The sequence below is a fragment of the Arsenicicoccus cauae genome, assembly GCF_009707125.1.
Classification (GTDB): Bacteria; Actinomycetota; Actinomycetes; order Actinomycetales; family Dermatophilaceae; genus Arsenicicoccus; species Arsenicicoccus cauae.
This window is the reverse complement of record NZ_WLVL01000037.1, coordinates 128,069-152,148: the sequence shown is the minus strand read 5'-3', so window position 1 is coordinate 152,148 and position 24,080 is coordinate 128,069. Positions and strand designations below refer to the sequence as shown.

Annotated in this window: 22 protein-coding genes and 3 tRNA genes; 19 read left to right on the top strand and 6 right to left on the bottom strand. The window is 73.0% G+C overall.

Annotated features, from left to right (window positions below):
• Positions 1 to 24 precede the first annotated feature (24 nt).
• Entirely contained in the window at positions 25 to 324 is a 300-nt protein-coding gene (locus GGG17_RS09420; protein WP_154593453.1) for a Rho termination factor N-terminal domain-containing protein, read from the bottom strand.
• Between the two features lie 60 nt (positions 325 to 384).
• Here GGG17_RS09420 and GGG17_RS09415 point away from each other — a divergent pair.
• A tRNA-Sec gene (locus tag GGG17_RS09415) sits at positions 385 to 480 on the top strand.
• 39 nt (positions 481 to 519) lie between these two features.
• On the opposite strand, the gene GGG17_RS09410 is transcribed toward GGG17_RS09415, so the two are convergent.
• Positions 520 to 1,263, bottom strand: a complete 744-nt coding sequence (locus tag GGG17_RS09410; RefSeq protein ID WP_154593452.1) for a hypothetical protein — start codon at positions 1,261 to 1,263, stop codon at positions 520 to 522.
• Positions 1,264 to 1,342: 79 nt separating this feature from the next.
• Positions 1,343 to 2,215, bottom strand: coding sequence for a hypothetical protein (locus GGG17_RS09405; protein WP_154593451.1), 873 nt, complete (start codon positions 2,213 to 2,215; stop codon positions 1,343 to 1,345).
• Between the two features lie 158 nt (positions 2,216 to 2,373).
• Here GGG17_RS09405 and selA point away from each other — a divergent pair, with 158 nt between their 5' ends.
• The 11 genes from selA to cimA all read left to right on the top strand — a co-directional run bounded on the left by selA (position 2,374) and on the right by cimA (position 16,307).
• Complete coding sequence (gene selA, locus GGG17_RS09400) at positions 2,374 to 3,699, top strand: L-seryl-tRNA(Sec) selenium transferase (protein WP_154593450.1); 1,326 nt, start codon at positions 2,374 to 2,376, stop codon at positions 3,697 to 3,699.
• On the top strand, positions 3,696 to 5,492 hold the full coding sequence (selB, locus tag GGG17_RS09395) for a selenocysteine-specific translation elongation factor (RefSeq protein WP_311966565.1): 1,797 nt from the start codon (positions 3,696 to 3,698) through the stop codon (positions 5,490 to 5,492). Before selA ends, selB begins: the two co-directional genes overlap by 4 nt.
• 106 nt (positions 5,493 to 5,598) lie before the next feature.
• Positions 5,599 to 6,696, top strand: coding sequence for a 3-isopropylmalate dehydrogenase (locus tag GGG17_RS09390; RefSeq protein WP_154593449.1), 1,098 nt, complete (start codon positions 5,599 to 5,601; stop codon positions 6,694 to 6,696).
• Positions 6,697 to 6,821: 125 nt separating this feature from the next.
• Entirely contained in the window at positions 6,822 to 7,925 is a 1,104-nt protein-coding gene (locus GGG17_RS09385) for a branched-chain amino acid aminotransferase (protein WP_154593448.1), read from the top strand.
• A gap of 122 nt (positions 7,926 to 8,047) precedes the next feature.
• Positions 8,048 to 9,580, top strand: a complete 1,533-nt coding sequence (locus GGG17_RS09380) for an amino acid permease (protein WP_288798226.1) — start codon at positions 8,048 to 8,050, stop codon at positions 9,578 to 9,580.
• Positions 9,577 to 10,365 carry a FadR/GntR family transcriptional regulator gene (locus tag GGG17_RS09375; protein WP_195849182.1) on the top strand — a complete coding sequence of 263 codons (789 nt, stop codon included), beginning with the start codon at positions 9,577 to 9,579 and terminating at the stop codon, positions 10,363 to 10,365. The genes GGG17_RS09380 and GGG17_RS09375 overlap by 4 nt, the downstream gene beginning before the upstream one ends.
• On the top strand, positions 10,362 to 11,726 hold the full coding sequence (locus tag GGG17_RS09370; RefSeq protein ID WP_311966564.1) for a glutamine synthetase family protein: 1,365 nt from the start codon (positions 10,362 to 10,364) through the stop codon (positions 11,724 to 11,726). The genes GGG17_RS09375 and GGG17_RS09370 overlap by 4 nt, the downstream gene beginning before the upstream one ends.
• Before the next feature lies 1 nt (position 11,727).
• The gene (locus tag GGG17_RS09365; protein ID WP_288798220.1) at positions 11,728 to 13,092 is read left to right on the top strand and encodes an aldehyde dehydrogenase family protein; all 1,365 of its coding nucleotides are present in this window, start codon (positions 11,728 to 11,730) and stop codon (positions 13,090 to 13,092) included.
• 83 nt (positions 13,093 to 13,175) lie between these two features.
• Positions 13,176 to 13,943, top strand: a complete 768-nt coding sequence (locus tag GGG17_RS09360; RefSeq protein ID WP_154593447.1) for a 3-oxoacyl-ACP reductase — start codon at positions 13,176 to 13,178, stop codon at positions 13,941 to 13,943.
• The gene (locus GGG17_RS09355) at positions 13,927 to 14,646 is read left to right on the top strand and encodes a gamma-glutamyl-gamma-aminobutyrate hydrolase family protein (protein WP_154593446.1); all 720 of its coding nucleotides are present in this window, start codon (positions 13,927 to 13,929) and stop codon (positions 14,644 to 14,646) included. The genes GGG17_RS09360 and GGG17_RS09355 overlap by 17 nt, the downstream gene beginning before the upstream one ends.
• A gap of 74 nt (positions 14,647 to 14,720) precedes the next feature.
• A complete protein-coding gene (cimA, locus tag GGG17_RS09350) occupies positions 14,721 to 16,307 on the top strand; it encodes a citramalate synthase (RefSeq protein WP_230082851.1) in 1,587 nt (528 codons plus the stop codon).
• A gap of 107 nt (positions 16,308 to 16,414) precedes the next feature.
• On the opposite strand, the gene GGG17_RS09345 is transcribed toward cimA, so the two are convergent.
• Positions 16,415 to 17,281, bottom strand: a complete 867-nt coding sequence (locus GGG17_RS09345) for a 3-methyladenine DNA glycosylase (RefSeq protein ID WP_311966563.1) — start codon at positions 17,279 to 17,281, stop codon at positions 16,415 to 16,417.
• A gap of 44 nt (positions 17,282 to 17,325) precedes the next feature.
• Here GGG17_RS09345 and GGG17_RS09340 point away from each other — a divergent pair, with 44 nt between their 5' ends.
• Entirely contained in the window at positions 17,326 to 17,841 is a 516-nt protein-coding gene (locus GGG17_RS09340; RefSeq protein ID WP_154593444.1) for a DnaJ family domain-containing protein, read from the top strand.
• A 9-nt stretch (positions 17,842 to 17,850) separates the two neighbouring features.
• Entirely contained in the window at positions 17,851 to 18,630 is a 780-nt protein-coding gene (locus tag GGG17_RS09335) for a fumarylacetoacetate hydrolase family protein (protein WP_311966562.1), read from the top strand.
• 34 nt (positions 18,631 to 18,664) lie between these two features.
• On the opposite strand, the gene crcB is transcribed toward GGG17_RS09335, so the two are convergent.
• Complete coding sequence (gene crcB, locus GGG17_RS16475; protein ID WP_311966561.1) at positions 18,665 to 19,039, bottom strand: fluoride efflux transporter CrcB; 375 nt, start codon at positions 19,037 to 19,039, stop codon at positions 18,665 to 18,667.
• Entirely contained in the window at positions 19,036 to 19,542 is a 507-nt protein-coding gene (locus tag GGG17_RS16470; protein WP_230082850.1) for a fluoride efflux transporter FluC, read from the bottom strand. The genes crcB and GGG17_RS16470 overlap by 4 nt, the downstream gene beginning before the upstream one ends.
• Positions 19,543 to 19,586: 44 nt before the next feature.
• On the opposite strand from GGG17_RS16470, the gene gltX reads away from it, so the two are divergent.
• From gltX to GGG17_RS09305, 5 genes are all read left to right on the top strand, one after another.
• Complete coding sequence (gltX, locus tag GGG17_RS09325) at positions 19,587 to 21,062, top strand: glutamate--tRNA ligase (protein ID WP_154593442.1); 1,476 nt, start codon at positions 19,587 to 19,589, stop codon at positions 21,060 to 21,062.
• On the top strand, positions 21,059 to 21,796 hold the full coding sequence (locus tag GGG17_RS09320; protein ID WP_154593441.1) for an HAD family hydrolase: 738 nt from the start codon (positions 21,059 to 21,061) through the stop codon (positions 21,794 to 21,796). The genes gltX and GGG17_RS09320 overlap by 4 nt, the downstream gene beginning before the upstream one ends.
• 127 nt (positions 21,797 to 21,923) lie before the next feature.
• Positions 21,924 to 21,998, top strand: a tRNA-Gln gene (locus GGG17_RS09315).
• A gap of 108 nt (positions 21,999 to 22,106) precedes the next feature.
• A tRNA-Glu gene (locus tag GGG17_RS09310) sits at positions 22,107 to 22,179 on the top strand.
• Between the two features lie 85 nt (positions 22,180 to 22,264).
• Entirely contained in the window at positions 22,265 to 23,938 is a 1,674-nt protein-coding gene (locus GGG17_RS09305; RefSeq protein WP_154593440.1) for a dihydroxyacetone kinase family protein, read from the top strand.
• Positions 23,939 to 24,080: the final 142 nt, after the last annotated feature.

The window sequence follows — 24,080 nt, the reverse complement described above, 5'->3', positions numbered from 1 at the left end:
CACTGTAGATCGACGACCCGCCTCTCAGTGCTCGCGCAGGGCGTCGATCAGCTCGTCCTTGTTCATCGAGGACCGGCCCTCGATGCCGACCTCACGGGCCCGGTCGAGCAGCTCGTCCTTGGTCCAGTCGTCATAGCTGCCGTGCTCGCCGCCCCGCGCCCCGACCGTCGAACGGCCCTGGGCGGCGGCGGCATTGGCGATGCGCGCCGACTTCTCCTTGCTGTTGCCCTCGTCGCGGAGCGTCTCGTAGAGCTCCTTGTCCCTGACGCTGGGCCCTGGGTCGTCCTGGCGCTGGTCCTTGCTCGCGTCTTCGCTCGGTGCCATGGCTCGACGATACCCCGAGGGTGCGTCTGAGGTGGTCTGGCGGCGGGTAGGATCTGCCGCGGAGGCGTACAGGTGCCTGGTGGTCCTCCCGGTCTTCAAAACCGGTGTGCGGCGGCATCCGTCGCAGGCGGGTTCGATTCCCGTCCGCCTCCGCCACATTCGTGGTGTCGTCGAGATGGGTGGTCCGCCGGGCGGCTAGGCCTTGACGACGATGACCGGACGGCGCGCCGGGTCCAGCCACCGCACCGTGGCGGTCAGCTCGGACATGCTGTCGATGCCGACGCAACCTCCGGTGTAGGACCGGGCGTAGTGCAGGAAGATGCCGGCGCCGGAATGGGCGCCGTGGCGGTCGGGGGTCGTGTAGTTGTAGCGAATCACGACGGCCTGGCGGTAGAGCCCGCTGTCGACGTAGGACTGCAGCCGCTCGGACGAGCGCGCGACGGACGCCGGGACGGAGCACGACTCGCGCCACCGGTTGTAGTCGCGCTGGCCTGGGTCCTGGATCCACCAGCTGCAGCCCGTGACGCGGCGGTAGTGCAGGCGGGTGCCCGGGTTGCCGGCGCCGAAGGCGTGCACGAGCGAGAAGGTCCCGGCAGGGGTGGTGCTGGTGCCCTGGCGTCGTTGCGCGCTCGGGACGACGCCCCCGCGGCCAAAGACGGCGGTCGCGGGGGCGTTGACCCGGACCCAGCGAGCTCCGTTCCAGGAGTAGCGGGCCCAGGTCCCCTTGGTGCCCGCGGTGCGGTCCGCGACCATGACCTGGGTGGACTGGAGCTGGCTGACGGACGTGCCGGGGGCGTAGACCGGTCGTGGCGCGGCGGCGGCGGAGGGGAGGGCGGGCGAGGCGGGGGAGGCCGGCCCGAGGGCGACGGCCGTGACGGCCGCGGCGAGGGCGGCGACGGAGGTGCGGAGGGGACGGCGGCGGCGGGGGTGTCGGGTCACGCGCACACCCTGCCCCAAAAGACTACGAAAAGTGAGTATTGGTGACGGAATGTCACGTGATGGATGCCGGGCGTTCTGGTCACGGTTGCGCGGCGTAGAGGTCGTACTCCCGGCGGTAGCGCTCGTAGTCCTCGCGGTAGCGGGCCCAGGCCAGGTCGTAGGCCTGCTCCTCCAGGGCGTGGGCCCTGCGCGCCGACACCTCCGCGCCGAAGGCTGCCTCCAGGTCCTCGCAGCTGAGCCGGTAGCCGTAGCGCGGGTTGTCCGCACCGTGGCAGCGCGCCCACGTGGAGGCCCCGGCCTCGACGACGCGCGCGAAGTACGGCCCGTCGTTCCAGGCCCCGCGGCTGCTCCCCATGGCCCGGGCCAGGGCATCGCCGCAGGTCCAGGTGTCGCACCGTTGGCGCAGCTCCTGGTGCCCGCGCTCGTGCATGGCCACGAGGTAGGTGTCCTCGGTGCTCATCCCGCGCTCCACGTGGACGACCTGGTGCTCGTCCGTCAGGCCCACCGTGGACTCGCCGGCCACCACCGTCTGGGCGCGCAGGGCCGGGTCGCCGGGCTCTGCGCAACGGGCGGCCGAGCCGTTGACGGCCTGCACCAGCTGGTCGCACGACCATCCCTGCACCGCCGCGCGCGACGGCACCTTCGGCAGGGGTGCGGGGGGAGGGGCCGGCGTGTGCAGGGGGGTGGGGCGGGGGAGCGCCGGGGGCCGCGGCGCCGCGGGGGCGGTCCGCGTGGGGGTGGGTGAGCCCGGGTCCACGGGCCGCCCTGCGACGGTGCGCGCTGCGGGGGCGGGGGACGTCGTCCCGGGCGGGGCGCCCGAGACCGACAGCACGGGGGCCACGCATCCGGCCAGCCACGCCGTGCCGGTGAGCAGCCCGACCACCCGGACCACGAGCGCTTCCCGCCGGGTGGCCGACGGGCGACGGCGGATGGCGGTCGCGTGCCCGTCCATCTGCCCCTCCGATCCCGGCCTTCCTGCCCGACCTCCTCATGGTGGTCGCTGAGCGTAATCAGATCATTACTAAGGAATGTCGGGTCACCCTTTCGGAGTGACTTGGTGGGCTGTCCGCCAGAGCTCCACCTGACGCGCGGGCGGCATAGGGTCGAGACATGGCCACCACCGACCCGCGCCGCCGGGTGCCCCGCACCGATGCCGTGCTGGCCGACCCGCTGCTCGCCGACCTGCAGTCCTCGCTGGGGCGCGACCGGGTCCGGGACGTGGTGCGCGAGGTGCAGGACCAGGTCCGTCGTGGCGACCTCGCCCCGGAGGACGTCGTGGCGGCGGTGCGCGACGACCTGCGGCGGCGCGTCCGGCATACCCAGGTCCTCAACGCGACCGGGGTGGTCCTGCACACCAACCTCGGCCGGGCTCAGCTGGCTCCCGCCGCCGTCGAGGCGCTGGTGGCCTCGGCCGGGTGCACGGACGTCGAGCTCGACCTCGTCACCGGCGTGCGCGCGCGCCGCGGTCGCCGCGCCCTGGACGCCCTCGGCCGCGCGGTGCCGGCCGCCGGTGGTGCCCTCGTCGTCAACAACGGCGCCGCCGCGCTCAGCCTCGTGCTCACCACGCTGGCCCAGGGGCGGGAGGTGCTGGTCAGCCGCGGCGAGATGGTCGAGATCGGTGACGGCTTCCGGCTCCCCGACCTCATCGAGTCCACCGGCGTGCGGCTGCGCGAGGTCGGCACGACCAACCGCACGCGGCTCGCGGACTACGCCGGCGCCGTCACGGAGCGGACCGCCGCGATCCTCAAGGTCCACCCGAGCAACTTCCGGGTCGAGGGCTTCACGAGCGAGGCGACGGTGGCCGAGCTGGCCGGGTTGTCTCGCGACACCGGGCTGTCCCTGGTGGTCGACATCGGCAGCGGCCTGCTGCAGCCCGACGCCCTGCTCCCCGACGAGCCCGACGCCGACACTGCCCTGCGCGCGGGGGCCACCCTCGTCACGTGCAGCGGGGACAAGCTCCTCGGCGGTCCTCAGGCCGGCATCGTCCTCGGCGCGGCCGACGAGGTGGAGCGCGTGCGCCGGCATCCGCTGCAGCGCGCCTTCCGCGCCGACAAGCTCACGCTGGCCGCGCTGGCCGCCACGCTCGGGTCGGCGACGACGCCGACCTACGAGGCCGTCCACGTCCCGGAGGGCGAGCTGCGCACGCGTGCCGAGGACCTCGGCCGTCGGCTGGCGGCCCCGGTCGTGCCCTCGGTCGGCCGGGTGGGTGGGGGATCGGCGCCGGGGCTGGACCTGCCCGGGTGGGCCGTCGTCCTGCCCGAGCCGTATGCCGAGCGACTGCGGCTCGGCAGCCCCGCCGTGGTCGCCCGGGTGGAGGGCGGACGCACGCTGCTCGACGTGCGCTGCCTGCCGACGGAGCGACTGGACGAGGTGACCGCGGCGGTCCTGGCGGCGCGCGACCACCTGGCCGACGCCGGGGGGTCGAGCGGCGCATGATGCACATCGTCGCCACCGCCGGGCACGTCGACCACGGCAAGTCCCGCCTCGTGCGACGGCTCACGGGCATGGAGCCCGATCGCTGGGCCGAGGAACGACGCCGGGGGATGACGATCGACCTCGGTTTTGCCTGGACCTCGCTCGACTCGGGGGAGCGGGTCGCGTTCGTCGACGTGCCCGGGCACGAGCGCTTCATCGGCAACATGCTCGCGGGGCTGGGTCCGGCCCCGGCGGTGCTCGTCGTGGTCGCGGCCGACGAGGGCTGGCGCGAGCAGAGCGAGGAGCACCTCGAGGCGGTGAACGCCCTCGGCCTGCGGCACGGTGTCCTCGTGGTGGCCCGCAGCGACCTGGCCGACCCCGCGCCCGCGCTCGCCCAGGCCCGGGAGCGCGTGGCCCGCTCGAGCCTGGGGGCGTGCGAGGCCCTGGCGGTGTCCGCCGAGACGGGCGAGGGCATCGACGAGCTGCGCTCCGCCTTGCGGCGTCTCGTGGCCCGCCTGCCCGAGCCGGACCACGGGGCACGGGTGCGGCTGTGGGTCGACCGGTCCTTCACCATCCCGGGCGCGGGCACGGTGGTCACGGGCACCCTCGGTGAGGGCTCGTTGCGGGTGGGGGACGCCCTGGAGCTGGGTCGTCGCCCGGTGCGGGTGCGGGGGCTGCAGTCGCTCGGCGAGGACCACGACGCGGTCCCGGCGCGGGCGCGGGTCGCGGTCAACCTGCGGTCCACGCCGGTCGACGCGGTGGGCCGCGGCGACGTGCTCGTCACCCCGCACGCCTGGCACTGGACGCGTGAGGTCGACGCCTCCCTGCACGGCTGCGTGGCCGCCGACCTGCCGGGCGAGCTGACCGCCCACGTCGGATCGGGATCCTGGACGGCGCGGGTCCGGCCCCTCGGTGACGGGTTCGTCCGGCTGCGCCTGCCCGAGCCCCTCCCGCTGCAGGCGGGGGACCGCCTCATCCTGCGCGACCCCGGTCGTCGCGCGGTGCTGGCTGGCGCCACCGTCCTCGACGTCGACCCGCCCGCGCTGCGACGACGCGGCGCCGCGGCCAGGCGCGCGGGAGACCTCGCGTCGACCGAGCCGCTCGGCCCCTCGGGCCCGCGCCGGGTCGACATCGCCCGCGAGGTCGAGCGTCGAGGCGCCATGCGCCCCCGTGACCTCGCGGTCCTCGGCGTGCCGCCCCAGGACCTCCTCGCGGACGTCCTGGGCGTCCGGCACGTGGGGGAGTGGCTGGTGAGCGAGTCCGCCTGGCAGCATTGGCAGTCCGAGCTGCTCGCCGCGGTCCACCGCCGCATCGCAGAGGTCCCCTTGGACCCCTGGCTGCGCCTGGAGGAGGCGCGGCGCCTCACCGGTGCCCCGGACGTCGCAACGCTCACCGCCGCCGCTCGCGACGCGGGGCTCGAGGTCGGCGAGGGCAAGGTCTCGCGCCCCGGCGTGCGGCCCAGCCTCGGCGCCGCCGAGCCGGGGCTGCAGGCTCTCGAGCGGCAGCTGTCCGAGCACCCCTTCGCCGCGCCCGAGCGGGGCCAGCTCGACGCCTGGGGGCTGGGAGCGCGCGAGCTGGCCGCCGCCGAGACCGCCGGGCGCCTCGTGCGGCTCGTCGACGACATCGTGCTGCTGCCCCGCGGGCCGGCGCTGGCGATGCGCGAGCTGGCGGCCCTGGACCAGCCCTTCACCACGAGTGCCGCGCGGCAGGCACTCGGCACGACGCGGCGGGTCGTCATACCGCTCCTCGAGCACCTGGACGCGCGAGGCTGGACCCGCAGGGTCGACCCGACCCACCGGGAGGTCGCGCGCTGAGGCACCGTGCCGACCGGGCCGCCGCCATGGGCCGGGCAGACGGCGCCGCACGACAGATCCTGAGACGCCGTTTCGCTGGGTGAGATCGCTGCCTAGCCTCGGGCCTATGACGAGCCAGCCCACCGCCGCGCCCACCAGCCTCGACCTCGCCGTCGTGGGGGGTGACGGCATCGGCCCCGAGGTCGTGGCCGAGGGCCTGCGCGTCCTGCGGACGGTGACGCAGGCCGAGGGGGTCCAGGTCCGCACCACGGACTACGCTCTCGGCGCGCAGCGCTGGCACGCGACCGGCGAGACGCTCACCGACGCCGACCTCGAGGCGCTGCGCGGGCACGACGCCATCCTGCTCGGCGCGATCGGTGACCCCAGCGTCCCCTCCGGCGTCCTCGAGCGTGGCGTCCTGCTGCCGCTGCGCTTCGCGCTCGACCACTGCGTCAACCTGCGCCCCTCCACGCTGTACCCCGGCGCGCAGAGCCCCCTGGACCTGCCGCGCGTCGCGCCCGACGGCTTCGACTTCGTGGTGGTGCGCGAGGGCACCGAGGGGCCGTACGTCGGCAACGGCGGCGCCCTGCGCGTCGGCACCCCCCACGAGATCGCCACGGAGGTCAGCGTCAACACGGCGTTCGGCGTCGAGCGGGTCGTGCGCGACGCCTTCGCCCGTGCGCAGGCCCGCCCCCGCAGGAAGCTCACGCTGGTCCACAAGCACAACGTCCTGGTCCACGCCGGGCACCTGTGGCGTCGGACCGTCGAGGCCGTCGCGCCCGAGTTCCCCGAGGTCACCGTGGACTACCTGCACGTCGACGCGGCCACGATCTTTCTCACGACAGACCCCGCGCGGTTTGACGTGATCGTGACGGACAACCTGTTCGGCGACATCCTGACCGACCTGGCCGCCGCGGTCTCGGGCGGCATCGGGCTCGCGGCGAGCGGCAACATCGACCCCTCCCGCACCAACCCGTCGATGTTCGAGCCGGTGCACGGCTCGGCGCCCGACATCGCCGGGCAGGGCAAGGCCGACCCGACCGCCGCGATCCTGTCCGTCGCGCTGCTGCTGCGCCACGTCGGCCTGGTCCAGGCGGCCGAGCGCGTCGAGGCGGCGGTGCTGGCAGACCTCACCGAGCGCGGCGCGGCGGCGCGTTCCACCCCCGGCTCCACGCCCCGATCGACGCAGCAGGTCGGCGAGGCCATCACCGCGCGCCTGGCCTGACGTCCTCGACCCTGGCCCGTCCGCCGGGGTCCGCAGGCCAGGTCGATACGTCCCCCTCTGGTGGATCCCGACGATCGATGGCGCGGTAGCCTTCGAGGCGAAAACCGTGCGACAAGGAGCACCCCATGACGACGCCGTCCCTGTCCTTCCCGCTGGACCGCACCACCACCCCGGTGCCCGACGCCGACCGCGAGCAGATCCTCGCCAACCCCGGCTTCGGCAAGACCTTCACCGACCACATGGCCGTGGCGACGTGGACCGCCGACGCCGGCTGGCACGACGACGCGGTCCGCCCCTACGGCCCCTTCCAGCTCGACCCCGCCGCGGCCGTCCTGCACTACGGCCAGGAGGTCTTCGAGGGGCTCAAGGCCTTCCGCCACGCGGACGGCTCGGTCTGGAGCTTCCGTCCCGAGGCCAACGCCGAGCGCATGCAGCGCAGCGCGCGCCGCCTCGCGCTGCCCGAGCTGCCCGCCGAGGACTTCCTCGAGTCGGTCCGCGCGCTCGTCTCCGCCGACGAGGTCTGGGTGCCGGCCGCCGGGTCCGGGGAGACCTCGCTCTACCTGCGTCCCTTCATGTTCGCCTCGGAGCCCTTCCTCGGGGTGCGCCCCGCCCGGGAGGTCACGTATGCCGTGATCGCGTCCCCCGCGGGCGCGTACTTCTCCGGCGGCCTGGAGCCGGTCACGCTGTGGATCTCCACCGACTACGCCCGGGCCGGCGCCGGCGGCACGGGCGCCGCCAAGTGCGGGGGCAACTACGCCTCCAGCCTCGCCGGCCAGCTCGAGGGCATCGAGAACGGCTGCGACCAGGCGGTCTTCCTCGACTCCGAGACGCACGAGTACATCGAGGAGCTCGGCGGCATGAACCTCTTCCTCGTCTACCGCGACGGGCGCCTCGTGACGCCGGAGCTCACCGGCTCGATCCTTGAGGGCGTCACCCGCAGCTCCATCCTGCGGCTCGCCACGGAGCTCGGCCTGACCCCCGAAGAGCGCCGCATCCCGATCCAGGAGTGGAAGGACGCCGCCGAGTCCGGTGAGCTGGCCGAGGTCTTCGCCTGCGGCACGGCCGCCGTCATCACGCCCGTCGGCGAGCTGCGCTGGAACGGCGGTTCGGTCAACCACCGCACAGCCGCCACCGACGACAAGGTCGCCCTGTCCATCCGCAACCAGCTCCTGGACATCCAGTACGGCCGCGCCGAGGACCCCCACGGCTGGATGACCCGACTGGTCTGAGCCCTCGGCGGAGGTCGCCACAAAAGGTTTGACACCAGACCATTGACGCGGCCCGGGGCATCCGGTTCACTGGGTCCACCCGCCCCTCAGGGCGAGGTCCCCTGAGCCAGAAGGGATGCCCCGTGGCTGCTCGACGACTGTTCGCCCGCCGGGACGACACCGACTACAGCGAGGACGACGCCGCGCAGCTCGCGGCCCTGGGCTACAAGCAGGAGCTCAACCGGACGATGTCCGGCTTCAGCAACTTCGCGGTGTCGTTCTCGATCATCTCCATCCTGTCCGGCTGCATCACGTCCTTCGGCATCGCCATGAATGCCGGTGGCCCCGTGGCGATCTCGCTCGGGTGGCCGCTGGTGGGCGTCTTCGTCATGTGCGTCGCCCTGGCCATGGCCGAGGTCTGCTCGGTCTACCCGACCGCGGGCGGGCTCTACTTCTGGGCCGGTCGGCTGGCGCGGACGCACAAGCGCGAGTGGGCCTGGGTGGTGGGCTGGTTCAACTTCCTGGGCGAGGTCGCCGTCACGGCCGCCGTCGACTTCGGGGCCGCCACGACGTGGATGGCCTTCCTGGACCTCACGATCGGCGTCGACGTCACGCCGCTCACGACCTTCGTCTGCTTCTGCGTCATCCTGCTGCTCCACGGCCTGCTCAACGCCTTCGGGGTCGGGCTGGTCCAGATCCTCTCGGCGGTCTCCGCCTGGTGGCACCTCGCCGGCGCCGCGGTGATCTTCGTCGTCCTCGCCCTGGTGCCGGACCACCACCAGTCGCCGGGCTGGACGCTCACCCACTTCGTCAACAACACCGGCTGGGGCAACCCCCTCTACGTCTTCCTCATCGGTCTGCTGATGGCCCAATACACCTTCACCGGCTTCGATGCCTCCGCGCACGTCGCGGAGGAGACGCGCAACGCCTCCGTCAACGCCCCCAAGGGCATCGTCAACTCCGTCCTGGTCTCCCTCGTCGCCGGCTGGATCCTGCTCCTCGCGGTGACCTCGGCGATCCAGGACTACGACAAGGCGGTCGGCACGGAGATCGGCCTGCCACCGGCCCAGATCTTCATCGACGCCACGGGGCACGCGGTCGGCCTGATGCTGGTCTTGATCTGCGCGGTGGCCCAGTTCTTCTGCGGTATGGCGTGCGTGACCTCCGCCTCGCGAATGTCCTTCGCCTTCAGCCGTGACAACGCGCTCCCGGGGTCCCGGTGGTGGTCCAGGGTCAACCCGCGCACCGGCACCCCGACCAACTCGATCTGGCTCGTGACGGCCATGGCGATCGTGCTGACCAGCCCCTCGTTGGTCTCCACCACGGCCTACCTCGCGGTCACCTCCATCGCCGTGATCGGGCTCTACATCGCCTACGTCACGCCCGTCCTGCTGCGGCGCATCAACCCGGACTTCGTCCCCGGCAGGTGGAACCTCGGCCGCTGGAGCGCCCTCATCGGGTGGGTGGCGGTCGGCTGGGTGGCGTTCATCGTGGTGCTCTTCATGCTGCCGCCCGCCTCGCCGGTGACCATCGACACCTTCAACTACGCCCCCGTGGCCGTCGCCATCGTGCTCGTCTTCGCTGGGGCCACCTGGCTGCTCGGCGGCCGCAAGCACTTCATGCGCGAGGACCCGGGCCACCACGACACGGTGCAGCCGACGGAGATCTTCCGTTGACCCAGCCGACGGCCGTGCCGGCGCAGGACCTGGTCCCCGAGGTGGTGCTCCGTCCGGTCCGGGAGGGGCAGGCCTTCGAGGCGACCCTGGAGCAGCTCGCCACCGCCGTGCGGCTCGGCGTGCTGCCCGCCGGCTCCCAGCTGCCCCCGGAGCGCGAGCTCGCGGCGCGGCTCGGGGTCTCCAGGGTGACGCTGCGGGAGGCCATCGCGACGCTGCGGGACCTCGGGATGGTGGAGACCCGGCGCGGTCGCGGTGGCGGCAGCTTCATCACCTACGACTGGGCCGTCCACGACGCCGGGTCGGCCGACCTCGCCGGGGTCACGGCGGACCTGGAGGATGTCCTGGGCTTCCGGCGCGTCGTCGAGCCGGGCACGGCCTACCTCGCCGCGTCGCGCGCGCTGCCCGCGGCGGACCGGGGGTGGCTCAAGGAGTGCCTGCGCGACGTCGCCGAGGCGAGCGGCCGGGACACCGCCGAGCACCGGCAGGCCGACTCGCGCCTGCACCTCGCGATCGCGGGGCTGTCGGGCAGCGCCTCGCTCGTGGAGGCGGTGAGTCGTTCCCGGTCGGTGCTGCACCAGCTGCTGGCCGCCATACCGGTCCTGGCCCGCAACATCGAGCACTCCAACGCCGACCACGCGGCCATCGTGGACGCGATCCTGTCCGGCGAGCCCGAGGACGCCCGCGAGCTTGCCGAGGAGCACTGCGACAAGACGGCGGCGCTGCTGCGCGGCCTGCTCGCCCACCCGACCACGCCCGCGCCCACCCAACCAGGAGGCACCCCGTGAAAGCACCCACCCTCACGCTGGACCAGCTGCGGCAGGAGTGCGAGGACGGCAGCATCGACACGATCGTCGTCGCCTTCCCCGACATGCAGGGCCGCCTCCTCGGCAAGCGGCTGCACCCGCAGTTCTTCCTCGACCACGTGCTGGAGGACGGCACCGAGGGGTGCAACTACCTGCTCGCGCTGGACGTGGAGATGAACACCGTCGAGGGCTACGCCATCTCCTCCTGGGAGAAGGGCTACGGCGACATGATGTTCGACCTCGACCTCGCCAGCCTGCGCCGCACCCCGGGCTGCCCCGGCTCGGCGACGATCCTGTGCGACCTGTCCTGGCTGGACGGGACGGGGAGGGTGCGGCAGGCCCCACGGACCGTGCTGCGCGCCCAGCAGGACGCCGCGGCCGAGCTCGGCTACCGCGCCTACGCCGGCACCGAGCTGGAGTTCATCGTCTTCGAGGACACCTACGAGCAGGCCTGGGACGCCCGCTACCAGGGGCTGACGCCCGCCAACCGCTACAACGTCGACTACTCCATCCTCGGCGGCGCCAAGGTCGAGCCGCTGCTGCGCGACATCCGCAACGCGATGTACGCCAGCGGCGCCGTCGTCGAGAGCGCCAAGGGGGAGTGCAACCTCGGCCAGCACGAGATCGTGTTCCGCTACGAGGAGGTCCACCGGACCTGCGACACGCACACCGTCTACAAGACCGCGGCCAAGGAGATCGCCGGCCAGCACGGCCAGTCGCTCACCTTCATGGCCAAGTATGACGAGCGCGAGGGCAGCTCCTGCCACATCCACCTGTCGCTGCAGGACGAGGCGGGGCGCAACGTCTTCGCCGACCCCGACCGCGAGGGTGGACGCAGCGAGGTGTTCGAGCACTTCATGGCCGGGGTGCTGGCGACCATGGCGGACCTGACCGTCCTCTACGCGCCGAACATCAACTCGTACAAACGGTTCGCCGAGGGCTCCTTCGCCCCCACGGCCATCGCCTGGGGCACCGACAACCGCACCTGCGCGCTGCGGGTGGTCGGTCACGGGCAGGGCATCCGGGTCGAGAACCGCGTGCCCGGCGGCGACGTGAACCCCTACCTGGCGACCGCCGCCATGCTCGCGGGCGGCCTGCACGGGATCCGCGAGCAGCTCACGCTGGCACCGGCGCTCGTGGGCAACGCCTACACGTCGGGGGCCGAGCGCGTGCCTGCCACGCTGCAGCAGGCGCGCGACCGCTTCGACGGGTCCGAGGTGGCCCGGCGGCTGCTCGGGGACGACGTGGTGGACCACTACGTCCACGCGGCAGACGTCGAGATCGCGGCGTTCGGGGCCGCTGTGACCGACTGGGAACGCATCCGAGGATTCGAGAGGCTGTGACGTGACGACCCACGAGATCATCAACCCCGCCACCGGCGAGCGGCTGCGGGAGGTCGAGCTCGTCGACGAGGAGGCGACCGACGAGGCGATCGCCCGGGCCGTCACCGCCCAGCGCGCCTGGGCCGGTATGCCGCCGGCCGACCGCGGACGCCTGCTGCGGCACTTCGCCGACGTGGTGGACGACCACGTGGAGGAGCTGGCCCGGCTGGAGGTCGCCAACGCCGGCCACACGATCGGCAACGCCCGCTGGGAGGCGGGCAACGTCCGCGACGTCCTGCACTACTACGCCGCCGCCCCAGAACGCCTGTGCGGCAGGCAGATCCCTGTGGCCGGCGGTCTCGACGTGACCTTCAAGGAGCCGCTCGGCGTCGTCGGGGTCATCGTCCCGTGGAACTTCCCCATGCCCATCGCCGGATGGGGCCTCGCGCCGGCCCTCGCCGCGGGCAACGCCGTCGTCCTCAAGCCGGCCGAGCTGACCCCGCTGACCGCCATCCGGATCGGCGAGCTCGCCCTGCAGGCCGGGCTCCCCGAGCACGTCCTGACGATCCTGCCCGGCAAGGGCTCGGTCGTGGGGGAGCGGTTCGTCACCCATGACGACGTCGCCAAGGTCTGCTTCACCGGGTCGACCGCCGTGGGGCAGCGCATCATGCGCGGCGCCGCCGACCGGATCAAGCGCATCACCCTCGAGCTCGGCGGCAAGTCCGCCAACATCGTCTTCGCGGACGCGGACCTCGACCAGGCCGCCGCCAGCGCCCCGATGGGTGTCTTCGACAACGCCGGCCAGGACTGCTGCGCCCGCAGCCGGATCCTGGTGCAGCGCAGTGTCCTCGACGCCTTCATGGAGCGTTTCGAGCCGGCGGTGAAGGGCGTCGTGGTGGCCGACCCGGGCGACGAGGCCACGCAGATGGGTCCGCTCGTCAGCGCCGAGCACCGCGACCGCGTCTCGGCCTACGTCGAGGGGGCGGACGTCGACGTGGCCTTCCGGGGCACGCGCCCCGACGGCGGGGGCCACTGGTACGCCCCGACCGTCGTCCTGCCGCGCGCCACGACCGACCCTGTGTGGCAGGAGGAGATCTTCGGCCCCGTCGTGGCGGTGCTGCCCTTCGACGACGAGGCCGACGCGATCCGCATGGCCAACGACACGGCCTACGGCCTGTCCGGGTCCATCTGGACCCGCGACGTGGGCCGGGCGCTGCGGGTGTCCCGCGCGGTCCAGGCCGGCAACCTGTCGGTGAACTCCCACTCCAGCGTGCGCTACTCGACGCCCTTCGGCGGCTTCAAGCAGTCCGGGCTGGGCCGCGAGCTCGGCCCGGACGCGCTCGACTCCTTCACCGAGGTCAAGAACGTCTTCATCGCCGACGCGTGACGCCGGCTCCCGGCACGGCATACGACCTGATCGACCCGCTCACCACCAGCCATCCCAGGCATCGACGAAAGGAACTGCCCACCATGGGTGCTCGACTCCAAGGAAAGGTCGCCGTGATCACCGGCGGCTGCAGCGGCATCGGACTCGCCACCGTCCGGCGGTTCGCCGAGGAGGGGGCCCGCGTCGTCGTCGGCGACCTCGACACCACCCACGGCCCGCGCGTGGCGCAGGAGGTCGACGGGCTCTTCGTGGAGTGCGACGTGACGGACGCCGAGCAGGTGGAGGCACTGTTCCGCACCGCGTTCGACACCTACGGCTCGGTCGACGTGGCCTTCAACAACGCCGGGATCTCCCCGCCCGAGGACGACTCGATCCTCACCACCGACCTCGACGCGTGGCGCAAGGTGCAGGAGGTCAACCTCACCAGCGTCTACCTGTGCTGCAAGGCCGCGCTGCCCTACATGCTCGAGCAGAAGCGCGGATCCATCATCAACACAGCGTCTTTCGTCGCCGTGATGGGGGCAGCGACCTCCCAGATCTCCTATACCGCCAGCAAGGGCGGGGTGCTGTCCATGTCCCGCGAGCTCGGCGTGCAGTTCGCCCGTGAGGGGGTGCGCGTCAACGCGCTGTGCCCCGGCCCGGTCAACACCCCGCTGCTGCAGGAGCTCTTTGCCAAGGACCCCGAGCGGGCCGCCCGGCGGATGGTCCACATCCCCATGGGCCGGTTCGCCGAGCCGGAGGAGCTCGCCGACGCCGTGGTCTTCCTCGCCAGCGACGAGTCCTCCTTCATCACCGCGTCGCAGTTCCTCGTCGACGGCGGGATCTCGGGCGCCTATGTCACCCCGCTCTGACGCGCCGATCGTCGCGCTGACGACCTATGTCGAGGAGGTCTCGCGGCCGCCCTGGGTCGACCAGCCGTCCGCGGTGCTGCCGCGGGACTACACCCTCGCGGTCGAGCGGGCGGGCGCCCTGCCCGTCCTGCTCGTGCCACGGTTCGACGTCACCCCGCAGGTGGTCGGGGGCTGGCTGGACCGCGTGGACGCCCTGATCATCAGCGGTGGCGTCGACGTGGAGGCGAGCCGGTATGGCGCGCAACCGCATCCGTCGGTGCAGGAGGCCCGCCCGGACCGCGACGAGACCGAGCTGCTGCTGGTCGCCGAGGCCCGCCGGCGCGGCCTGCCCCTGCTCGGGATCTGCCGCGGGATGCAGGTCATGGCGGTCCAGGCGGGTGGGACGCTCGAGCAGCACGTCCCCGACCGGGTCGGGCACGACGAGCACTCGCCGGCACCAGGGGTGTTCGGGACGCATCCCGTGTCGCTGCGACCCGGGTCGCGGCTCGCGCGGCTGGTCGGGGAGCAGGCGGAGGTGCCGACCTACCACCACCAGTCGGTGCTGACCCACCCCGGCTACGAGGCCACGGCGTGGGCGGCGGACGGCACCCTCGAGGGCATGGAGGACCCGGACGCGGACTTCTGCCTCGCCGTGCAGTGGCACCCCGAGGCGGGGACCGACCCCGCCCTCTTCGACGCCCTGGTGGCGGCCGCGAGGCGGTGAGACGAGGAGGCGGGGGAGCGGCATACGCCGTCATCATGGGCCGGACCACCGCCCCCTGCCCGAGAGGACGAGCCATGGGAGACCGGCCCGCACTGCAGGTCTACGACACCACCCTGCGCGACGGCGCCCAGCAGGAGGGGCTGCACCTGACGGTCCAGGACAAGATCGCGATCGCGCGGCACCTGGACGAGCTGGGCGTGGGGTTCATCGAGGGCGGCTGGCCCGGCGCCAACCCGCGAGACACCGAGTTCTTCGCCGGGGCAAAGGATCTGCGGCTGCACAACGCGGTGCTGACCGCCTTCGGCGCCACGCGCAAGGCGGGCGGACAGGCGCACAGCGACGCGCAGGTGCGAGCGTTGCTCGACTCCGGTGCGCCGGCGATCACCCTCGTCGCCAAGGCGCACACCCGGCACGTGGAGCAGGCGCTGCGCACCACGCTCGAGGAGAACCTCGCCATGATCCGCGACACGGTGACCTTCCTCGTGGGGGAGGGTCGGCGCGTGTTCCTCGACGCCGAGCACTTCTTCGACGGCTACCAGCTGGACCGCGCCTACGCGCTGGAGGCGGTGCGGGCCGCGGTCGAGTCCGGGGCCGAGGTGGTGGCGCTGTGCGACACCAACGGCGGGATGCTGCCCTCGCAGACCGCCGACGTGGTCGACGACGTCACCCGCACCACGGGCGCGCCCCTGGGCATCCACTGCCACAACGACACCGGCTGCGCCGTCGCCAACTCCCTCGCGGCGGTCGACGCGGGCGTCGTGCAGGTGCAGGGCACCGTCAACGGGTATGGCGAGCGCACCGGCAACGCGGACCTGCTCACCATCATCAGCAACCTGCAGCTCAAGCTCGCCCGCCCCGTCGTGGCCGACGCCCAGCTCGCCGAGGCCTCGCGGATCTCCCACTCCATCAGCGAGATCACCAACATCACCCCCTACGGCCGACAGCCGTACGTCGGGTCGTCCGCGTTCGCGCACAAGGCGGGGCTGCACGCGTCGGCGCTCAAGGTCGACCCCGACCTCTACCAGCACGCCGACCCCTCCTCGGTCGGCAACCGGATGCGAACCCTGGTGTCCGACATGGCCGGTCGGGCGTCCATCGAGCTGCGGGCGCGCGAGCTCGGGCTGGACCTGGCCGGCCAGGGGGAGGTGCAGGCGCGGATCGTGGCGCTGGTCAAGGACCTCGAGCTGCGCGGCTGGACCTTCGACGCCGCCGACGCGTCCTTCGAGCTGCTGCTGCGCCGCGAGGTCAGCGGGGAGCCGATCTCCTACTGCGAGGTCGAGTCCTGGCGGGTCATCGCCGAGGCGCGCGGCGATGGGGTGGCCGTGTCGGAGGCGACCGTCAAGCTGCGCGCCGGCGGGCGCCGGCTCGTCGCCACCGGTGAGGGCAACGGCCCGGTCAACGCGCTCGACGAGGGGCTGCGCCACGCCCTCGTCGGCGTCTACCCCGAGATCGACGGTGTCGAGCTCGTGGACTACAAGGTCCGCATCCTCGACTCCGCGCACGGCTCGGACGCCGTGACCCGCGTGCTCATCGAGATGGCCGACGACAACCAGTCGTGGACCACGGTGGGCGTCGCCGCCAACATCGTCGAGGCGTCCTGGATGGCGCTGCTGGACGGGCTGACCTATGGCCTGCACAGCGCCGGCGTGCCCGTCCGCTGACGGCCAGGCTGCACAGCGCCGCCTCGGGGGCCGAGCACGAGCATCACGGGCGGGCCGCCCGGTGGATGGCGCAGGTGGCGGCTCAGCCACAGCCACGGCCACGCGGCTCAGGTCGGGGCGATCAGGGCGTCGCACGCCGCGATCAGTCGCTCCCGCACCGGCGCCGCGGCCTCGCTGATGGCGCGCTGCCGGTGCACGTGCTCCGCCTTGCCCTGGGGCGTCTCGATCGCGATGTTGGGCAACCCCAGAGACTCCGTGTCGTAGGGCGAGCTCATCATGTCCAGCAGCCTTGCCTCGCGGGCGATCTCGAAGCAGTCGAGGACCAGGTCACCCGGGATGCCGGGCGCCAGCTTGAACGCCCAGCGGTAGAGATCCATCGCCCCGCCGTGCAGGCAGCCGGGCTGCTCGTGGTCCCGGACCGTCTCGCGGGTGGGGCGGATCTCGTTGCGACCCACCGCGGCCGGGGTGAAGAAGCGGTAGGCGTCGAAGTGCGAGCAGCGGATGTCGTGGGCCTCCACCACCGCGTCGGTGCCGGCGTGCCCGAGCCGCAGCGGCAGCGAGCCGTGCCGCACCTCGTCCCGCGGGATGCGGTAGACCATCGCCCACTCGTGCAGCCCGAAGCACCCGAAGCGGGCCTCGCGCCCGTGGGTGCGGGCCAGCAGGTCGCGGACGAATCTCACGGTGGCGCCACGCTTCTCGGCATACGACGGCACGTCGAGCGAGGTGAGCCCCGCCGAGGTGACGTAAGAGGACCAGGCCGCGTGCTCCGGCGAGTCCGTCAGCGCCACACCAGGACCCGGGTGCCAACGCGCGAGATGGCCTGGGCGGAAACCGTAGTACTCGAACAGGAAGTCCTCGACCGGGTGCTTCTCGCCTCGTGCACGTCGCGCCAGGTGCGGCGACGTCGCCGCTTCGGCCCGCGCCCGGTGGGCGGCGGCGAGCGGCTCCCACTCGGCCCGGGTCAGCACGTCCACCCGCCGATCCTAGGTGCGCGCCGCGTCGGTGGGACAATGGGCCGATGGACCCGCACCACGTCGAGACCATCGCGGAGAGGCGCATCCGGGAGGCCCAGGAGCGTGGGGAGCTCGACAACCTTCCCGGCGCGGGCAAGCCGCTGCCCAGCCTCGACCGGCCCTACCACGAGGACTGGTGGATCAACGGGTTGATCGAGCGCGAGCAGCTCGACCTGACCGGCGCGATGAACCCGACCATGGCGCTGCGCAAGGAGGCTCACGACATGCCGGCCACGCTGCGGGACGTGCCGCGCGAGGAGTCGGTGCGCGCGATCGTCGAGGACTACAACCGGCGGGTCAAGCTGGACCGACTGCGTCCCGCGGCCGGCCCGCAGATGCCGCCCATCGCCAAGGTCCTCGACGTCGAGGAGACGGTGGCCGTATGGCGCGAGCACCGCCGCCAGGTGGAGGAGCAGGCACGGGCCCGGGCGGAGGACGAGCGGCGAGGGTGGGAGCAGGCCGAGGCGGAGCGTCGGGCCGCGGTGTGGTGGCGGCGCCTGCTGCGCACCTACCGGGGGTAGGTTGGGGTTGTGCGTATCGCGAGATTCACCCTTGGGGAAGATCCGGCCTTCGGCGTCGTCGAGCAGGAGGGTGACGACCTCGTCGTCGCCCAGATCGGCGGCGACCCGATCTACCAGCAGATCACCTACACGGGGCAGCGCTACCCGCTGGACGACGTCCGGCTGCTCGCCCCGGTGATCCCGCGCAGCAAGGTGATCGGCATCGGCCGCAACTATGCCGAGCACGCCAAGGAGATGGGCAACGACCTGCCCACGGAGCCCCTGATGTTCCTGGTGCCCAACACCGCGGTGAGCGGGCCGGGTGACCCGGTGCCGATGCTGGCGACCAGCAGCAACATCCACTACGAGGGCGAGCTGGCCGTCGTCATCGGCAAGATGGTGCGCAACGTCGAGCCCGAGCTCGCGCTGGCGACCGTCTTCGGCTACACGTGCGCCAACGACGTCACCGCCCGCGACCACCAAAAGTCCGACGGGCAGTGGTCGCGCGCCAAGGGGTTCGACGGCTCGAAGCCGCTGGGCCCGTGGATCGAGACCACGCTGGACCCGAGCGACCTGCGGGTGCAGACACGCCTCGACGGGCGGACGGTGCAGGACGGATCGACCCGCGACCTGATCTTCGACGTCGCGACGCTGATCTCCTATGTCTCCCAGTCGTTCACGCTGCTGCCGGGGGACGTGATCCTGACCGGTACCCCTGCCGGCGTCGGGCCGGTGCAGGAGGGGCAGCGCGTCGAGGTGGAGGTCGAGGGGATCGGGACGCTGTCCAACCCCTTCGTCCGCGCCCGCTGAGACCCTCCCCGACTGGTGGGCGGGGTGGGTCGTGTCAGAGGGTGGCGAGCCAGAGGCCGGCGGCGGCCGCCAGCACCGAGGCCACCAGCGTGCCCAGCCCGTTGAGCAGGGCCGCCCCGCGCCGTCCGTCGGCGGCCAGCCGGACCGTCTCCAGGCTCGCCGTCGAGAACGTCGTGTAGCCCCCGCACAGCCCGGTTCCCAGCACCAGCGCCCACGGCGCGCCCAGCGCGTGCCGGGCCGCGAGCCCGGAGACGAGCCCCAGCAGCAGCGAGCCGGTCACGTTGATCAGCAGGGTGCCGAGCGGGTACGCCGATGCCACCCGCTCGCGCACCACCGCGTCGAGCACGAACCGCAGCGCCGCACCCACGCCGCCCCCGACCGCCACCCCGAGGAAGACCAGCGGCGTCACGCTGGCCGCCGGCGTCCGAGGGCGGCCCCGCAGCGGATGCCCGCCACGCTCGCGACCGCCCCGAGCAGCACGGTGGTGAGACCGTAGGCGATCGCCATACCGACCTCGCCGCGCTGCAGGAGGTGCACCGTGTCCAGCGCCAGGGTCGAGTAGGTCGTGAAACCGCCCAGCACGCCGGTGCCGAGGAGCAGCCGGGCCGCGCGCCGCCGGCCCCGGTCGGGCCCGGCGAGCAGCAGCCGCTCCAGCAGCAGCCCCAGCGCGAAGGCCCCGACCAGGTTGATCATGAGCACGACGGTGTCGAACCCCTCGGCCGGGACGGCCAGCACCAGGGCTTCCCGCGTCGCCGCTCCGGCGCCGCCGCCCGCGGCGACGAGGGCGACATACCGCCCCTGCAGGTGTATCGGGCGCGCCGGGGAGGTGCCGAGGTCGACGTCGGGGTCCGGCGGCAGCACCGGCTCCGACGCGCTCGGGGGCCGTCGCGGTGGGGGAGGGCTGGGAGGCATCGCCACCCATGATGCCTCCTCGCGGCCGATAGGCTGTGCCCACCATGACTGACGCTGCTCTCACCCCTGCCCGCACCCGCGTCGCCCCGTCGCCCACCGGCGACCCGCACGTGGGGACCGCCTACATGGCCCTGTTCGACCTCGCCTGGGCCCGCAAGACCGGCGGCCGGTTCGTCCTGCGGATCGAGGACACCGACCAGGCGCGCTATGTCGAGGGCAGCGAGCAGCAGATCTACGACACGCTCGGCTGGCTGGGGCTGTCCGCGGACGAGGGGCCGGACGTGGGTGGCCCCTACGCCCCCTACCGACAGAGCGAGCGGCTCGACACCTACAAGCCGTATGTCGATCAGCTCGTCGAGGCCGGCCACGCGTACTACTGCTGGTGCTCGACCGAGCGCCTCGCCGAGATGCGCGAGCTGCAGCAGAAGGCCAAGCTGCCGACCGGCTACGACCGCCTCTGCCACGGCAAGACGCGCGAGGAGCGCGCCGCCCTGCCGGGATTCACCGACAAGCCCGTCGTGCGCATGCTCGTCCCCGAGGACGTCGAGACCCGCTTCGAGGACGTCATCCGAGGGTGGGTCAACGCCCCCAGGCCCGACGACCAGGTGATCCTCAAGGCCGACGGCTTCCCGACCTACCACCTGGCCGTCGTCGTGGACGACCACCTGATGGGGATCACCACCGTCGTGCGGGGCGAGGAGTGGATCTCCTCGACCCCCAAGCACGTCCTGCTCTACCGCTGGCTCGGCTGGGACGTGCCGCAGTTCGCGCACATGCCGTTGCTGCGCAACCCCGACAAGTCCAAGATCTCCAAGCGCAAGAACCCCGCCGCCCGCCTCACGTGGTTCCGCGAGGAGGGCTACCTGCCGGAGGCGCTGCTCAACTTCCTGCAGCTCGTGGGCTACCCGCCGGTGGCGGACGGCCAGGAGGTCAGCTCCTTCGAGGAGTTCGTCGAGCGGTTCGACTGGACCAAGGTCAACACGGTCGGCCCGATCTTCGACATGGACAAGCTCAACTGGCTCAACGGGCACTACATCCGCGCGCTGTCGCCGCAGGACCTGGCGGGGCGGATCGTCGCCCACCTCGTCCGCACCGGCGAGCTGCCGGGCGAGCCGACCCCGGAGCAGATGGACCTGGTCACCAAGGCCACGCCGCTGGTGCAGGAGCGCATGCAGCTGCTCGGGGAGGCCGGGCCGATGCTGGGCTTCCTCTTCGTCACCGACGACGAGCTGGCCTTCGACCCCGACTCCGTCGCCGCGCTCAAGGACGACGCCCCGCAGGTGCTCGACGCCTCTATCGCCGCCCTGGAGGCTCTGGACGACTTCACCGCCGAGCCGATCCAGGCGGCCCTGCGCGCCGCGATCGTCGACGGGCTCGGCATCAAGCCGAAGTTCGCCTTCGCCCCCGCCCGCGTCGCCGTCACCGGGCGTCGGGTCTCGCCGCCGCTCTTCGAGTCCATGGAGATCCTCGGCCGCGACTCCACGCTGGCCCGCCTGCGCCGGCTGCGCGCCACGCTGTGAGGGGGGCGCGCCAGGCCGAGACGGCGCAGGGCGGGGCGTCGTCGACCCGGATCACCGCCCTGCTGCTGGACATCGACGACACCCTGCTCGACACCCGGTCGGCCATGCGTCGTGCGGCCGCCCGCTGCATCGCGCAGGTGTGGCCCGAGGCGACGGACCGCGCGGAGGAGCTCGGCGTGCGCTACCACGCCGACCCGGGGGGCTTCTTCGGCGGCTACACGCGGGGGGAGCTGACCTTCGGCGCGATGCGGGAGTCACGCCTGCGGGAGGTGGCGACGCACGGCGGGCTGCCCTGGGGTGCGGAGGCGTTCGCGGGGTTCGAGCAGGGGTGGCCGGCCGCCTTCCGCGCCGGGACCCGCGCCTTCGACGACGTGGCCGGGCTGCTCGACCGGGCCCGCGCCGACGGGATCCTCGTCGGGGCCCTGACCAACTCGTCGACGGAGTTCACCACCCTCAAGCTCGAGGTCGTGGGGCTGAGCGACGCCTTCACGGCCATCGCGACGACGGACACGTTGGGCTACGGCAAGCCCGACGCCCGCGCCTTCTGGCGGGCCCGCGAGCTGCTCGGGTCCGCGCCCGAGCAGACGGTGTATGTCGGGGACGACCTCGCCGTCGACGCGCAGGCGGCGGTCGCGGCGGGGCTGCACGGCGTCTGGCTGGACCGTCGCGGGCAGTGGGGCGGCAGCGACGTCGGGGTGCCCGTCGTGGCCTCCTTGGACGCCGTGTCCTGGTGAGTTCGGCGGTCGGGTCCCGGCATACGGCCGATTTGGGGAGGGGCGCCGCCCTCCGGTAGAGTTCTCTCTTGGTTCGCCCGCGCGTCAGAGCCTGTCCTCAGGCTCCTGATGACGGGGTGAATTCCCTTGGGGTATGGTGTAATTGGCAGCACGACTGATTCTGGTTCAGTTAGTCTAGGTTCGAGTCCTGGTACCCCAGCCAATCGCCGGTCGGTCCGACAGGGTCCGGCCCGATTGGGAGAAATCCCGAGCTTCGGCTAGAGTTTCTCCTCGTTGCTCACCGCCCCGCAAGGGATCGGAGCAGCTGTTCGCCCCCGTTGTGTAGTGGCCTAGCACGCCGCCCTCTCACGGCGGTAGCGCCGGTTCGAATCCGGTCGGGGGTACGTCGACAAGGTCCCTCTCCCACTCGGGAGGGGGACCTTTCGCGTGATCTGGCGCGGGGCCGGCGGGTGTGGTGGTGTGGTCCGCATGAAGAAGTTCCTGAACGACGCCGACAGCTTCGTCCGAGAGAGCCTCGAGGGCCTGGCCCTCACCCAGCCCGGGCTCGCGCTCCTCGAAGGCCGGACCGTCGCGGTGCAGGCGGACCGGGTCGTGACGGGTGCCGCTGGCCCGGGTGCCGCAGGCCGTGACTGCGTGCCCGTGGCGCTGATCTCCGGCGGGGGAGCCGGGCACGAGCCCGCGCACGCCGGCTTCGTCGCCGACGGGATGCTGACGGCGGCGGTCAGCGGCGGGGTGTTCGCCTCGCCGAGCGTCGACGCCGTCCTCGACGGCATCCGCGCCGTCACCGGGACGGCCGGGGCGCTGCTGATCGTCAAGAGCTACACCGGGGACCGGCTCAACTTCGGTCTCGCCGCCCAGCTCGCCCAGGACGAGGGGTATGCCGTGGAGACCGTCGTCGTGGGCGACGACATCGCCCTGGGCGACGCCGACACGCATGCCGGGGCTCGTGGGCTCGCCGGGACGGTGCTGGTGCACAAGATCGCCGGCGCCCTCGCGGCCTCCGGCGCGGACCTCGCCGAGGTGTCCGGACGCGCCCGCTCGGTCGCGAGCAGGCTGGCCACGATGGGGGTCGCCCTGCGGCCGGGCACCATGCCGGGGTCGGGGGAGGCGACCTTCGAGATCGACGAGGACCGGATCGAGCTGGGTCTGGGGATCCACGGCGAGTCTGGCGTCGAGCAGGTCGGGCACCGCCCGGCCGACGACCTCGCGGCCGAGCTGGTGGACCGGGTCCTGGCTGCTCGCCCGCTGGACGACGGGGCGCGAGTCGCCCTGCTGGTCAACGGGCTCGGCGGCACGCCGCCGGCCGAGCTGGCGGTGCTCACCCGGGCGGTGCACCGGCTCCTCGGTGAGCGTGGACTGACCGTGGAGCGCGCCTATCAGGGGTCGGTGATGACGAGCCTGGAGATGGCGGGCGCCTCGGTCACGGTCCTGCCCCTCGAGGACGGAGAGACGGAGCTGCTCGACGCACCCACCGCATCCCTGGCCTGGCCCGGTGGTGGAGGTCCGGTCGCGCACCATGCCGACGTGGCCGTCCCCGACGCCGACGCGGGCCAGGTCGACCCCGGGGAGCCCGACGAGCGGGCGCGGGCCGCGATCGACGCCGCCTGCCAGGCCGTCCTCGACGACGAGCACCGGCTCACCGAACTGGACCAGGTCGTGGGCGACGGTGACCTAGGGGAGGCGCTGGCGCGGGGCGCCCGAGCCTGGCAGGACGACCCGGCCGACGGCTCCGCGGCCTCCCTCCTGCGCGTCCTGTCCGCCCGCTGCCGGCGGGCCATCGGCGGCACCAGCGGCCCGTTGTATGCCGCGGGCCTCGTGGCGGCGGCCCAGGCGCTCGAGGACGGCGCCGACTGGCCCCGCGCCCTCGCGGCGGGGGTCGATGGCATCCAGGACCTCGGCGGTGCCTCGCCCGGCGACGGGACGATGGTCGACGCGCTGCGACCCGCCGCCGACGCCGCGCCGGACGGGTGGGAGGCCGTCCTGGCCGCGGCCGAGGAGGGGGTGCGCGGCACGGTGGAGGGTGTCTCGCGCAAGGGCCGCGCCAGCTATGTCGGTGCGCGGGGCCAGGGCCACGCCGACCCGGGCGCCGAGGCGGTGCTCACCTGGTTGCGGGCGGTCCGTGAGGCGGTCCGCGTCGGATAGCGGCGGTGTGGCGGCGGTGGCGGACGCGGGACGGCATACGTGGCCGGTGTGACTTGGGACACGCACCCCGGTGGTTGAGGGATAAATCGGCCAGGGCAGAGTTGAGTCACAACCGGCCAACCGACCGGCGCAAGCACCCAGC